Below are 13,496 nucleotides of genomic sequence, written 5' to 3'. Positions count from 1 at the left end.
GTCTTCACCCAACGGGCCGACCTTTCCGGCCGCGTCATCCGTGGCCCAACCGACTTCGCCAGTCTCAAGCACCGGCCCCAGCATCGGCGGCACCCAAAGCCCAACCGGCGGAACAGGCGGGGGCGGACCCCAAGCACCCGCAGCAACAGCCGGCCCAGGGCAAGGTTCCGGCCCCGCACCGGTCAGCACTCCGCAGCAGGACTTCCAGAAGGGCTTCACCGACGCCACCAAGGCCGCGAACGCCAACCCGATGCCGCTCAACCAGACACCGCTCGGCCCCGCAGCACCGGCGGCTCAGCCGGTCGCACCGGTCTACCAGCAGGCCGACACCACCGGCTCCACGGCACCGGCCGCAGCCACCAACCACAGCACGCCGGTGACCAGCGCCCCGACCCCCACTGCACCACCGGCGCCCGCCGCACCCACCGGCGCCCCACCCATGCCGCTGGGAAACCCGTCCACCCCGGCACCCGCAGCACCCGTCTCGCCCGGCGCAGGACCCGTCGGCCCCGCCGTCGCCCCAGCCTCCACCAACCAGGGCGCCGCCGGCGGAGCCGCAGCGCCGGTACCGATCTCGGCCGCCCGTGCCGAACGCGACGCCATCGCCAACGCCGCCACCGCCGGCGCGCTGCGCCACAAGGGACCCACTGCCCGCCAACACGCCCGCCACATAGCCGCCGCCCTCAACGTCGACATCACCGACCCCAGCCTGTTCTGGATCACCGCCATCACCTCCGATGGCCAGATCCTGACCGCCAACAACTACGGCCTGGCCTACATCCCCGAACACGTACACCTGCCCGAACAGGTCCGCATGGTCACCGCGGACGAAACGATCCCCGCCCAGACTCGCGGCACCTGGGCCACCTATCCCCTACTGGCGGTGCAGGAATGGGCCCGCCACCACGACGTCACACTGCAGGCCGTGGCCGGCACCGAAGAAAACCTCAAGGGCTTCGACCTCGGCGCCGCGCGGGATATCATCACGGCCGAGGACATGCCGCCCAGCGGAAAGATGCAGGGCCGCAACCGGTTAGAAGTCATCGCGCCAGAAGTCGCCACCAAGCTTGCAGGTATCAGTGCCAGCGGGTTGACCGAACTGCTGCCGCCGGCCCCCGCCGACAACACCCCGCCCGCCGACAACAGGATCAACCTGCTGCTGGAGGTCTGCAAACCACTGCTCAGCGCCAACCCCGACCGTGCCGGCGCACACCTCAAGGCGATGGTCGCCTACGCCGACCATCTGCAGGACGTCGCGCTGTTCCGCGCCCACACCGCGCAAGACGCCGAACTGCAGAGGGCCGCCATCGCGGAATGGATTTACTGGCAACACATCAGCGTGCTCAGCACCGACGCGCTCGCCGCAATGGTGAGCTGATCGGCACCACACCTACAAGTTGATCGTCGGATCCGCGGGGGTGGCCGGCCTCGACAAAGACGCCGCGGGGGCGCGCTCGCCCTCGTCCTGTCCCGGCGCGGCACCGGCAGGTGCCTCCTCAGCGCGATGCTTGCCGCCGGACTCAGCCGCCTCACCCTTTTCGTCGGGCTCGTTGCCGCTGAACTGCTCGACCATCTGCTGGACCTGACCCCCCACCTGCTGTGCGCCCTGCATCACCGACTGCGGCAGCGACGCGGCCATGCCGCCGATCTGCTGCGGGATCTGGCCGGCTTGCTGGGCCATCTGCATGGGCATGCCCATCATCCCGCCCATGGCGCCCATGCCGCCGCCCGCACTCCCGCCGGCAACGGCGGGTGCACCGGCTGCAGCCGCACCACCACCCCCGGAACCCGTTGCCGGGGAAGCAATTCCACCGCCACCGGATGAGCCGCCGACGGTCGGCTGGTTCATCGTCTCTTCGATCTTGCTCTTGAGGTGCGAATCGGCGCTCAGATACCGCCGGGCCGCTTCGACGACGGACTCTGCGGTGCCGATGGCGGCCTGCTTCAATGGCGGCAGACCCTCGATGATCGGGGCCTCGGCCTTGGGCACATCGGCCGATAACGCCTGCGACAACGCGTCCGACCCGTACCCGGGGGTGAACGCCTCCGGCGCATCGGGCAGGCCCTGGGCCGCAGTCAACAACCGCTGCCCCGCCGCACCGAGCAACTCGGCGTCCACCTTCAACGGTTCGAGTGTCATGAAGCCCCCTCCCGCGACACACTCCTCGCCAAAAAACCCTACCGGAGCTGCGCACCCCGAGGGCACACCAAAATCAGCCCGTGGTCGCCAGGTCCTGCCCGCGCATGCGCTGCGAAATCACCTGTGTGATGCCATCGCCCTGCATGGTGACGCCATACAGGGCATCGGCGATCTCCATCGTCGGTTTCTGGTGGGTGATGACGATGAGCTGCGATTTCTCCCGCAGCTGCTCGAACAACCCGAGCAGTCGGCGCAGGTTGACATCGTCCAGCGCCGCTTCGACCTCGTCCATGATGTAGAACGGGGACGGCCGCGCCCGGAAGATGGCCACCAACATGGCCACCGCGGTCAGCGACTTCTCGCCACCGGACAGCAGCGACAGCCGCTTGACCTTCTTACCCGGCGGGCGCGCCTCGACCTCGATACCGGTGGTCAGCAGATCGCCAGGGTTGGTCAGCAGCAGCCGGCCCTCACCACCGGGGAACAGCGACGCGAACACCTGGGTGAATTCGCGCTCCACATCGGCGTAGGCCTCGGTAAAAACCGTCAGGATGCGGGCATCGACATCCTCGATGACGTCCAGCAGGTCCTTCCGGGCGCCCTTTACGTCCTCCAGCTGGGTGGACAGGAAGTTGTAGCGCTCTTCCAGCGCCGCGAACTCCTCCAGCGCCAGCGGATTGACCCGGCCCAGCTCGTTGAGCTCACGCTCGGCTTTCTTCGCGCGCCGCTCCTGGGTGGGCCGGTCGAACGGCATCGGCGCCGGCGCGGTGACCTGCTCGCCGCGCTCCTTGGCCTGCTCGTACTCGGCCATCTCCAGCTCGGTCGGCGGCAGCGGATTGTCGGGTCCGTACTCGGCGATCAGGTCGGCGGCGGCCAACCCGAACTGCTCCAGCGCCTGCTGCTCGAGCTGCTCGATACGCAGTGCCGCTTGGGCTTTGGCCACCTCGTCACGGTGCAGTGAATCGGTCAGCGCATTGATCCGGGCACCCAACTCGTTGACCTCGGTGCGGGCCCGGTTCAGCGCCTCGGTGCGCTGCGAACGCTCGGCGGCCACCTGGTCGCGAGTGCGCGAGGCCAACGCCACTGTGGCCGCCAATCGGGCCGCGACCAGCCGACCCGACTCGGCCACGGCGATCGCGACGGTCGCTGCATGCTCGCGGGCCTCCCGAGCCCGAGCAGCACGCAGCCGCGACTCACGCTCGGCCGCAGCCGACCGGCGCAGCGAATCAGCCCGCCCCCGAACGGCGTTCGCGCGTTCTTCGGCGGTGCGCACCGCCAGACGGGCCTCCACCTCGGTGGCCCGCGCGGTCTCGGCGGCCAGCGTGAACTCCTGGCGATCCTCGGTATCGTCGACCTCGAACATCGGCGACTGCTGCGCGTTGTGCAGCCGGGTCTCCAGTTCGGTGAGCTCCTCGACCGCGGTCGTCCGGCCGGCCTCCAGCTCGTCGCGTTGCTTGATCAGCCGCTGCCATTCGGCGTCGGCGTTCCGAGATTCCTGACCGAGCCGACCCAGCTGCTCGTAGATCGACGAGATCGCGGCGTCGGATTCGTTGAGCGCCGCCAATGCCTGCTCGGCCGCATCCTGGCGGGCCGCCTGTTCCTCTTTGGCGCCCGCCAGGGCCGCCGTCACCTCCCCGGCCTGACGTTCCACGTTGGTGAGTTCTGTTCGGGCCTTTTCGATTTCGGAAGCGATCTCCAGCGTCGAGACCTTGCGATCCGATCCGCCGCTGACCCAGCCGGCGCCGACCAGGTCGCCCTCGGCGGTCGCGACCCGCAGATGCGGCCGCTCTGCCACCAGGCTCAGCGCCGCCGACAGGTCGTCGACCACGGCCACACCGGACAGCAGCGCGCTGATCGCGCCGCGCAGCCGGTCGGGAGCCTCCACCAGATCGATCGCCCACTGCCCGCCGGCGGGCAGCGCCTCGCCGTTGTGGGCGGGATGCACGGGCCAGTCCCCGAGCAGGATCGATGCCCGTCCCCCGTCGGCTTCCTTCAACGCGGCGACGGCCGCACGGGCAACGCCGACGTTCTCGGCGGCCAGCGCGTCGGCAGCCGGGCCGAGCACCGTCGCCACCGCAACCTCGTAGCCGGGGCGTACCCGCACCAACTTGGCGACCGACCCGAAAAGCCCTGTGCCGCCGTGGTTCTCCGACAGCCAGGCGGCCCCGTCCTTGCGCGCCAGGCCCATCGACAGCGCGTCGATACGGGCGTGCAGCGAGGCGGCCTGCCGTTCGGCGGCCCGCTCGGCGGACTGTAGTTCGGCGACCCGCTCGTCGGCGGTGCGCAGTGCGGTGATCGAACGGTCGTGCTGATCGTCGAGACCGACCTCGCCCTCGTCCAGTTCGCCGACGCGTGCCTGCACGTTCTCGAAGTTGGCCTGGGCCTGCTGAACTCGGGTCGCGGCTTCCTCGATGCGGGCAGTCAGCCGGGCGACCTCGTCATCGGTGGATTCCACCCGGCTGCGCATGGTGTCGACCTGACCGGACAGCCGGGCCAGACCTTCCCGGCGATCGGCCTCGGCGCGCGCGGCCGCCCGGTGCGCCTGCTCGGCGTCGGCGGCGATGCGTTCACGTTCGGCGAGTTCGGCGCGGGCGTACTCCAGGGTCTCGCGCGAGGCCTCCAGCTCCGCCAGCAACTCCTGCTCACGCGCGGCGACCTCGTCGGCCTCGGCCTCCAGGGCGTCGGGGTCGCGGCCGGAGTCCGTTTCCGGTTCGGCGTCGAGCAGCTGGGTGCGGTCATTGGCGATGCGTACTGTCGCGCTGACCCGTTCGGCCAGCGCGGACAGCCGGAACCAGGTCTGCTGGGCGGCCTCGGCGCGTTCGGTCAGCTCGGTCACGGCGCTCTCATGGGCGGCCAGCTCGACGGTGGCAACCTCCAGCCGCGTCGTCACGTCGTCGTGTTCGCGGCGCAGCGTGGTCTCGGCCTGGTTGGTGTCGTTGAACTCGGTCTGGCGCACCAGCAGGTCGTGGGCGGCCAGCCGCAGCCGGGCGTCGCGCAGATCGGCCTGGATGGTCTGGGCGCGGCGGGCCATCTCGGCTTGGCGGCCCAGCGGTTTGAGCTGTCGGCGCAACTCGGTGGTCAGATCGGTCAACCGGGCCAGGTTGGCCTGCATCGAGTCGAGCTTGCGGACGGCCTTTTCGCGGCGCTTGCGGTGCTTGAGCACGCCGGCCGCTTCCTCGATGTAGGCGCGGCGGTCCTCGGGACGCGATTCCAGGATCTCCGAGAGCTTGCCCTGCCCGACGATGACGTGCATTTCCCGGCCGATACCGGAGTCGCTGAGCAGCTCCTGCACGTCCATCAGGCGACAACTGCTGCCGTTGATCTCGTACTCGCCGGCGCCGTCGCGGAACATCCGCCGCGTGATGGACACCTCGTTGTACTCGATGGGCAGCGCGTTGTCGGAGTTGTCGATGGTCAGCGTCACCTCGGCGCGACCCAGCGGGGCGCGCGAGGATGTGCCGGCGAAGATGACGTCCTCCATCTTGCCGCCGCGCAGCGTTTTGGCGCCCTGCTCGCCCATCACCCAGGTCAGGGCATCGACGACGTTGGATTTACCCGACCCGTTGGGCCCGACGACGCAGGTGATACCCGGCTCGAAGCGCAGAGTCGTCGGCGCAGCGAAGGACTTGAAGCCCTTCAGCGTCAGACTCTTGAGATGCACGAGGTGAAACCCTACCGTCGCGGCGGTTAACGTTCGCTGAAGCCGTCAATCGGGTCGCCCGCCGCCGACCAATCGGCCATCACCGCATCCACCGTTCCCGGAGTCTGACCGGATTTCAGGTGGTCCAGCAGCCGCTCACAATCCGGCCGGGGCCCCTGTGCCACGACGTGCACCCGCCCGTCGGGCCGGTTCGATGCATACCCGGACAACCCGAGCTCCAGCGCCCGAGCACGCGTCCACCAGCGGAAACCCACGCCCTGCACGTGTCCGTGGACGTAGGCGCTGAGCCGGACCGGCTGATCCGCGCCGGAATCAGCCAACGTTCTCCACCTCGAAGGTCACCTCGGTGCCCGATTTGAGGGTGCGCCCGACGGTGCAGACCTGGTCGATGGCGCGCTCGACGACGACCAGCAGCCGCTTCACCTCGTCCTCGGACAGCCCGGCCAGATCAATCTGCAGGGTTTCGGCCAGCAGTGGGTACCGCTCCTGCTCCCGATCGGCCGCGCCGGACACCCGGATGGTGGTGGCGTAATCGTCGCCGAGGCGACGGCGCAGCGGCGCGTCGCTACTCATCCCACTGCACGCGGCCAGTGCGATCTTCATCAGCTCACCGGGTGTGAAGACGCCCTCGACGTCCTCGGACCCCACCAGCACCTCCGCGCCCCGCGTGCTGCGTCCGGTGTAGCGCCGCACGCCGGTCCGCTCGACCCACAGTTCTGTCATTCCGGCGAGTCTACGGAGGCGCGAGTTAGTGTTGAACGACACCAGCTGAGGAGCTATCGCCGTGACGCACTACCCCCCGCAGCAACCGGGGCCGCAGGGACCGTGGGGTCCACAACAGCAAGGTTCGTGGGATCCCCAGCAGCCGCCGGCCTACGAGTACCCGGCCTATGAGGTGCCGCCACCGGCGCAGCCCTACCAGCAGCCCTACGGTTACGGCGCTCCGCCTCCGGGTTATCCGTACGGGTATCCGCCGCAGCCCCCGAAGAAGAGCAACGGAACCTGGTGGATTCTCGGCGGCGTGGCCAGCGTGCTGGTCGTCGCGGCGCTGGTGGTCGGCGGAGTGTTCCTGTTCCGCTCCGGTGACCAGATCCTGGTGTCCACCGACGAAGCCCAGATCCAACAGCTCGTCGAGGAGTTCGGCGCCGCCGGGAACACCGGGAAGTTCTCCGATCTCGGTCAGTACTTCTGCGCCGCGGAGGCCGGGATGTTCGGCGCCCTCGGCGAACTCGGCGACATCCTGGAGGGCATGGACGTTCCGCAGAGCGCCCCGACCACCGAAGTCACCGCGACCGACATCACGGTCAAGGGCGATGTGGCATCGGCCAGGATGAATGCGGGCGGACCGTTCGACACCGCCTACTTCCGCAAGGAATCGGGCGAGTGGAAGGTCTGCATGTCCGCAGCCGTGGAGTTCAGCCAGCGCTAGATGTGCGCCGAATCCTCGGGGGCGGTTGGCATTTGGGACAGTAGTACGACGAACGGTTCATGAACTTGTCGCGCTGCATCACCGCACCGCAGCGCCGGCACCCTTGGTCGACGCGCCCGTAGGCCTCCAGCGAGCGCTCGAAGTATCCGGATTCGCCGTTGACATTCACATACAGCGAATCGAACGACGTCCCGCCCTGGCTCAGCGCGCCGGTCATCACCTCGGCGGCGGCGTCCAGCAGCTCGGCCAGTTGCCGTCTGGTCAGGGCCGACGCCAGCCGGCCGCCGTTGATCTTGGCCCGCCAGAGCGCCTCGTCGGCGTAGATATTGCCGATCCCGGAGACCACCGTCTGGTCCAGCAACTGACGCTTGATCTCGGAATGCTTGCGCCGCAACACCGTGACCACGCCGTCGCGGTTGAACTCGGGATCCAGCGGGTCACGGGCGATGTGCGCGACGGGTTCGGGCACCTCGGTGCCGTCGATGGTCACCAGATCGGTGAGCATCCAACCCCCGAAGGTGCGTTGGTCGACGAAATTCATCGAGACACCGTTGTCGAGCGTCGTGGCGATCCGCAGATGCGACGGGTTCGGGACATCACCGAGCAGCATCTGCCCGCTCATTCCGAGGTGCACGACCAACGCGTCACCGCTGGAAAGGGTAAGCCACAAGTACTTTCCGCGTCGGCCGGTTCCGGTGATGGTGTTGCCACGCAGCCGCGCGGCCAGGTCGATCGAGCCGGCGAGGTGCCTGCGCGCGGCGCGTGGGTGCAGCACCTGCACATCGGTGATGGTGCGGTCAAGGATGTGTGCGGCCAGCCCCCGCCGCACCACCTCGACCTCAGGGAGTTCCGGCATCCCCGGTCTCGTCGTCGCCCGCGGCGTCGATGGCGCTCCATGCTGCGGCGGCCGCCTTGAGTTCTGCCTCTTTCTTGGTGCGCCCGACCCCGCGGCCGAATTGGCGCTCGGCGATCACCACGATCGCGGTGAATTCCTTGTCGTGGTCCGGCCCTTGAGCGCTGACGGTATAGGCCGGCGGGCCCAGGCCTCGGGCGACGGACAGTTCCTGCAGGCTGCTCTTCCAGTCCAGCCCGGCACCGAGTGTCGGTGCGGTGTCCAGCAGTTCGCTGAACAGCCGCAGGATCGCTTCCCGCGCAATCACATTGCCCTGGTTCAGATAAATTGCGCCCAGCAGGGATTCGACACCGTCGGCGAGGATGCTGGACTTGTCGGCTCCGCCGGAGCTCTCCTCCCCCTTGCCGAGCAACAGGTGGGTGCCGAGCCCGAGCTTGCGCCCGACATCGGCCAGCGCCTGGGTGTTGACGATGCTGGCACGCAGTTTGGCCAGGTCGCCCTCGGGACGATCGGGGTGGCGGTGGTAGAGCTCCTCGGTGATCGTCAGACCCAGCACCGCGTCGCCGAGGAACTCCAGGCGCTCGTTGGTGGGCAGCCCGCCGTTCTCATAGGAAAAGCTGCGGTGAGTCAGGGCGATGGTGAGCAGATCCTCGGGCAACCGCACGCCAAGGGCTTCGATCAACGACTCGTGCTCAGCCGTCACTGGCATCTCCGGCTTGGTCTTTCAACGCGGCCAGCTTCGCCCAGCGGGGGTCGATCTTGTCGTGCGCGTGCCCCGGCTCGGCGTCGGCGAGCGCGACACCGCAGTCCGGGCACAGCCCGGCGCAGTCCTCCCGGCACATCGGCGAGAACGGCAGCGCCAGGCCGACGGCGTCCACCAGAGACTGCTCGATGTGGACGCGGTCATCGACGACGTGGCCGACCTCGTCTTCCTCGGTGGTCGCTTCGGTGGTGCTGCCCGGGTAGGCGAACAGTTCGGTGATGTCGACGGACACCTCACCGCTGACCGGTTCCAGACAGCGCACACATTCGCCGGTGGTGGGCCCGGAGACGGTGCCGGTGACCAGCGCGCCCTCGGAAACCGATTCGATGCGCAGGTCCAGATCCAGCGGGGCACCCTGCTCGATACGGATCAGGTCCATCCCGATACGCGACGGCGAGGGCACCGTCTCGTGTACCTCGATCATCGAGCCCGGCCGCAGACCCAGCCGCGAGATGTCGATCGCGAGGGGATTTTTGCCAGCCATGGGGCCAATCCTACTTCGGCGCTGTTGACGTGCCGTCGCACCCGACACCCGATCACCGAGATTTTTAGTCGGTGGCGGCGCTGTGGCCGGTGAGGGTCGGTGTCGCCGCGGAACGCACGCCGGATCGGGCCTTGCCGGTCGGTGGGGAGGTCGATACTCGTGGGCACGAAGAGTACTTGCTGCGTAAGGACGGATCTGACCGTGAAGTTGCACTGGTTTCTGCCCACCTACGGCGACAGCCGGCTGATTGTCGGTGGTGGGCACGGCACGCCGGCCGGCGCCGCCGGGGGTGACCGCGAGGCGTCCATCGACTACCTGGCGTCGATCGTGCGGGGCGCCGAACGGTTCGGCTTCACGGGTGCGCTCATCCCGACCGGCGCCTGGTGTGAGGACGCCTTCGTGACCGCGGCGCTGCTGGCCCGGGAGACGACCTCACTGGCCTTCCTGGTGGCGTTCCGCCCCGGGCTGGTGAGCCCCACGCTGTCGGCGCAGATGGCCGCCACGTTCGCCCGCCACGCTCCGGGACGCATCCTGCTCAACGTCGTCGTCGGCGGGGAGGCACACGAGCAGCGCTCGTTCGGCGACCATCTGGACAAGGACGCCCGGTACGCCCGCGCCGACGAATTCCTCGACGTGGTGCGCCGGCTATGGGCCGGCGAGACCGTCAGCCTGGACGGCGAGTACATCCAGGTCGAGGAGGCCGCGCTGGCGGTGCCGCCCAGTCCGGTCCCGCCGCTGTACTTCGGTGGCAGCTCGAAGGCCGCCGGCCCGGTCGCGGCCCACCATGCCGATGTCTACCTCACCTGGGGTGAGCCGCCGGCCGCCGTGGCCGAGAAGATCGCCTGGATCCGCAAGGAAGCCGAGGCCGCGGGTCGCACGCTGCGCTTCGGCATTCGGCTGCACACCATCTCCCGCGACACGGCCGACGAGGCGTGGGCGCAGGCCGACAAGCTGATCGGCGCGCTCGACGAGGAGACCGTGCAGGCCGCCCAGGCCGGGCTGGCGCGCAGCCAGTCCGAGGGCCAGAAGCGGATGCTGGCGTTGCACCAGGCCAACCGGACCAACGGAACCTGGAGCGACGCACGCAGTTTGGAGATCGCGCCGAACCTGTGGTCGGGCGTCGGGCTGGTGCGCGGTGGGGCGGGGACCGCCCTGGTCGGCAGTCACGCCGAGGTGGCCGACCGGATCGCCGAGTACGCCGAGATCGGCATCGACGAGTTCATCTTCTCCGGGTATCCCCACCTGGAGGAGCTGTACTGGTTCGGCGAGGGCGTGGTGCCGATCCTGCGGGAACGCGGCCTGTTCAATCTTGGATCCGGGGCGGATTATCCGATGGCCCCCAGCGTCTCGATCCCGTTCGTCGGGTCGGCGCGCTAACGACACAGGCACGTCGGCGTAATCTCGCCGAAATCCACGCATGGTTTCCTCACAACAGACGCTGTTTCATGTGAGAGATCACGATGGAGGTTCTGTGACGAGTACGGCCGCGCCCATCTTCCAAGTCACCTCGGGTTTCTGGGAATCACTTCCGCAGATGCCCCTGGAGCAGTACCCGGGAACCGAGGGGTTCATCGACGACGTCTACGCCAACCCCGACGGGGTGCCGATGTGCTCGGGGTACTTCGAGCTGCGCAATACCGATGCGCCGCTGGACTATTACTACGCCTACGACGAGATGAAGGTCGTCCTCGAAGGTGAGTTCCGGCTGGAGAACCCGGACACCGGACAGGTGCAGATCGCACGGGCCAAGGACGCCATCTTCTTCCCGAAGGGCTCGCGGATCTTGTTCTCCACCCCGGACCATGCCCTGGCGTTCTACGTCGGCTACCGGTCGTTCGCGCCCTGATCTCGCTGCCGGACTCTCATGATCGAACGCTTCCGGGTGGCACCCGGCTCGGTCACTGCGCTGTCGGTCACCGGCGGTGACCGCTTCGAGGTGATCGACCGGTACGGGCGCCAGGCCGTGGAACTGACGGTGCTCGCCGCCGATCCGCGTGCGGTCAGCGGATCGGCGCCGGACTCGCCGGCCACAGTCTTGCGCAGCCTGGTGGCCGGCCCCGACGAGAACGGCTACGCGGCCGGTCGGATCCTGGGACTGCTCTCACGCCACGTCGACCAGGACCAGGCCCGGGCCACCCGGCTGTTCGGCGGAGACTCCGAAGCCGGCGCCCGACTCGGTTTCGCCGTCGCCGCGGACGCCGTCGTGCTCATCGCCGCACCCGCGGTCCCGATGAACCTGGCGCTCGCCGAACCGAATCCACCCTCGGAGGTGATCATCGAGGTGCACCGGGCCAGCCCGCTGCGGGTGCACGAGCGCGAGCTGCCCGCGCCGCTGGCAGAACCGTTGTGGGACATGCGCATCGACGCCTCGACCGCGTCGTCCTATGAGATCCGGGCCGGGCAGTTCGTCCAGATCATCGACGTCCAGGGCAGGCAGTGTTCGGACTTTCTGGCCTTCGATGCCCGCGGCCTCGACGGCGGACACGAGTACGGGCTGGATGCCACCACCACCCGCAGCATCGGTGGCGGCGCGTATCCGCAGCCCGGGTTGTTCGGCAAGTTTTTCGACGGCCGGGCACAACCTCTCGTCGAGGTGGTGCGGGACACCGTGGGCAGGCACGACACCTTCGCGCTGGCCTGCACCGCCAAGTACTACGCCGATTTCGGCTACCCCGGCCATGTCAACTGCACCGACAACTTCAACGCGACGCTGGCCCGGTTCGGGGTGGCCGCCCGCGCCGGGTGGCCGGCGCTGAACCTGTTCTACAACACCGCTTTCGACGCGGCGCACCAGCTGACCTCCGATGAGCCGTGGTCGCGCCCGGGCGACTACGTGATGCTGCGGGCCTGTACCGACCTGGTGTGCGCGTCATCGGCCTGCCCGGACGATATCGACCCCGCGAACGGTTGGACGCCCACCGACATCCACATCCGCGTCTACGACTCCACCAGGAGGTTCTCTGTGGCGGTGGGACACCGGTTGACCCCGGACTCCGAGCCCGTGCTGACCAAGCCCACCGCGTTCGCCTCCCGGACCGGCGCACTGACCTCCAATTTCACCGAGTATCAGGGCTATTGGCTGCCCAACAGCTTCGACGGCCACGGACCGCAACAGGAGTACTGGGCGTGCCGGGAACGCGCCGCGGTGATGGACCTGTCGGCGCTGCGCAAGTTCGAGGTCCTCGGCCCCGATGCCGAAGCCCTGCTACAGGCCACGCTGACCCGCGATATCCGACGGCTGTCCCGCGGGCAGGTGGTGTACTCGGCGATGTGCACCGAGTCCGGCGGCGTCATCGATGACTGCACGGTGTTACGCCTGAACGACACCAACTTCCGCTTCATCGGCGGTGACCCCCATGACGGGATGTGGCTACGCACCCAAGCCGAGAAGCTGGGACTGCACCGGGTGTGGATCAAGGACTCCACCGATCAGATGCACAATATCGCCGTGCAGGGGCCGGCCAGCCGTGAGCTGCTCGCCGGACTGATCTGGACTCCGCCGACCCAGCCGGCCCTGCGGGATCTGGGGTGGTTCCGGTTCCTGATCGGGCGGCTCGGCGGACCCGACGGGATCCCGCTGCTGGTGTCCCGCACCGGATACTCCGGCGAACTCGGCTACGAGCTGTGGGTGCACCCCGGCGACGCCGAAACCCTCTGGGACGCGGTGTGGCTGGCCGGTGAACCGCACGGTCTGGCGCCCTTGGGCCTGGAGGCCCTGGAGATCCTGCGTGTCGAGTCGGGTCTGATCGCGGCCGGCCACGAATTCGACGATCAGATCGACCCGTTCGAGGCAGGTATCGGATTCGCCGTCCCACTCAAGTCCAAGACCGACGATTTCGTGGGCCGGGCAGCACTTCTCGAACGCAAGGCCCACCCGCAACGCACACTGGTGGGGCTGCGTCTGGATGGCAACGAAACCGCCGCACACGGGGACTGCGTGCGCATCGGTCGCGCCCAGGTCGGCGTGATCACCAGCGGTGTCCGCTCTCCCACCCTGGGAGCCAGTATCGCGTTGTGCCGCATGGCCGTCCAGCACAGCGATCCCGGCACCCGGGTGGAGGTCGGCAAGCTCGACGGGCACCGCAAGCGCATCCCGGCCACCGTCACCACCTTCCCCTTCTACGACCCCGACAAGACCCGACCCCGCTCATGACGTCCTTGAGGAG

The 13,496-nt window shown here is 68.6% G+C and carries 12 protein-coding genes; 5 read left to right on the top strand and 7 right to left on the bottom strand.

Features of this window, described 5'->3' with window-relative positions:
- The first annotated feature begins 250 nt into the window (after positions 1–250).
- On the top strand, positions 251–1,378 hold the full coding sequence (locus C6A86_RS10370) for a secretion protein EccK (protein ID WP_311101104.1): 1,128 nt from the start codon (positions 251–253) through the stop codon (positions 1,376–1,378).
- A 12-nt stretch (positions 1,379–1,390) separates the two neighbouring features.
- Here C6A86_RS10370 and C6A86_RS10365 read toward each other — a convergent pair whose 3' ends face one another.
- The 4 genes from C6A86_RS10365 to C6A86_RS10350 all read right to left on the bottom strand — a co-directional run bounded on the left by C6A86_RS10365 (position 1,391) and on the right by C6A86_RS10350 (position 6,524).
- Positions 1,391–2,140 (bottom strand): hypothetical protein, encoded by a 750-nt coding sequence (locus C6A86_RS10365; protein ID WP_199196365.1) that lies wholly within the window; start codon positions 2,138–2,140, stop codon positions 1,391–1,393.
- A 73-nt stretch (positions 2,141–2,213) separates the two neighbouring features.
- Positions 2,214–5,801: a chromosome segregation protein SMC gene (smc, locus tag C6A86_RS10360; RefSeq protein ID WP_105365497.1), complete on the bottom strand. Its 3,588-nt coding sequence runs from the start codon at positions 5,799–5,801 to the stop codon at positions 2,214–2,216.
- A 26-nt stretch (positions 5,802–5,827) separates the two neighbouring features.
- On the bottom strand, positions 5,828–6,121 hold the full coding sequence (locus C6A86_RS10355; protein ID WP_105365498.1) for an acylphosphatase: 294 nt from the start codon (positions 6,119–6,121) through the stop codon (positions 5,828–5,830).
- The gene (locus C6A86_RS10350) at positions 6,114–6,524 is read right to left on the bottom strand and encodes an OsmC family protein (protein WP_105365499.1); all 411 of its coding nucleotides are present in this window, start codon (positions 6,522–6,524) and stop codon (positions 6,114–6,116) included. The genes C6A86_RS10355 and C6A86_RS10350 overlap by 8 nt, the downstream gene beginning before the upstream one ends.
- Positions 6,525–6,585: 61 nt before the next feature.
- Here C6A86_RS10350 and C6A86_RS10345 point away from each other — a divergent pair, with 61 nt between their 5' ends.
- Positions 6,586–7,230: a hypothetical protein gene (locus C6A86_RS10345; RefSeq protein WP_105365500.1), complete on the top strand. Its 645-nt coding sequence runs from the start codon at positions 6,586–6,588 to the stop codon at positions 7,228–7,230.
- Here C6A86_RS10345 and mutM read toward each other — a convergent pair.
- The 3 genes from mutM to C6A86_RS10330 are packed head-to-tail and all read right to left on the bottom strand — an operon-like array spanning position 7,217 to position 9,330.
- Positions 7,217–8,086, bottom strand: a complete 870-nt coding sequence (mutM, locus tag C6A86_RS10340) for a bifunctional DNA-formamidopyrimidine glycosylase/DNA-(apurinic or apyrimidinic site) lyase (protein WP_105365501.1) — start codon at positions 8,084–8,086, stop codon at positions 7,217–7,219. The genes C6A86_RS10345 and mutM overlap by 14 nt on opposite strands.
- A complete protein-coding gene (rnc, locus tag C6A86_RS10335) occupies positions 8,070–8,786 on the bottom strand; it encodes a ribonuclease III (RefSeq protein ID WP_105365502.1) in 717 nt (238 codons plus the stop codon). Before rnc ends, mutM begins: the two co-directional genes overlap by 17 nt.
- Entirely contained in the window at positions 8,776–9,330 is a 555-nt protein-coding gene (locus C6A86_RS10330) for a DUF177 domain-containing protein (RefSeq protein WP_105365503.1), read from the bottom strand. The genes rnc and C6A86_RS10330 overlap by 11 nt, the downstream gene beginning before the upstream one ends.
- 195 nt (positions 9,331–9,525) lie before the next feature.
- On the opposite strand from C6A86_RS10330, the gene C6A86_RS10325 reads away from it, so the two are divergent.
- The 3 genes from C6A86_RS10325 (at position 9,526) to C6A86_RS10315 (ending at position 13,483) form a co-directional block, all read left to right on the top strand.
- Positions 9,526–10,707, top strand: a complete 1,182-nt coding sequence (locus C6A86_RS10325; RefSeq protein WP_199196367.1) for an LLM class flavin-dependent oxidoreductase — start codon at positions 9,526–9,528, stop codon at positions 10,705–10,707.
- 94 nt (positions 10,708–10,801) lie between these two features.
- Positions 10,802–11,176 carry an ethanolamine utilization protein gene (locus C6A86_RS10320; protein WP_057166351.1) on the top strand — a complete coding sequence of 125 codons (375 nt, stop codon included), beginning with the start codon at positions 10,802–10,804 and terminating at the stop codon, positions 11,174–11,176.
- A gap of 18 nt (positions 11,177–11,194) precedes the next feature.
- Entirely contained in the window at positions 11,195–13,483 is a 2,289-nt protein-coding gene (locus tag C6A86_RS10315) for a DUF1989 domain-containing protein (protein WP_105365504.1), read from the top strand.
- The last annotated feature ends 13 nt before the right edge of the window (positions 13,484–13,496 follow it).

It is taken from the genome of Mycobacterium sp. ITM-2016-00316 (assembly GCF_002968335.2).
GTDB lineage: Bacteria > Actinomycetota > Actinomycetes > Mycobacteriales > Mycobacteriaceae > Mycobacterium.
This window is presented reverse-complemented; position numbering and strand designations above follow the sequence as displayed.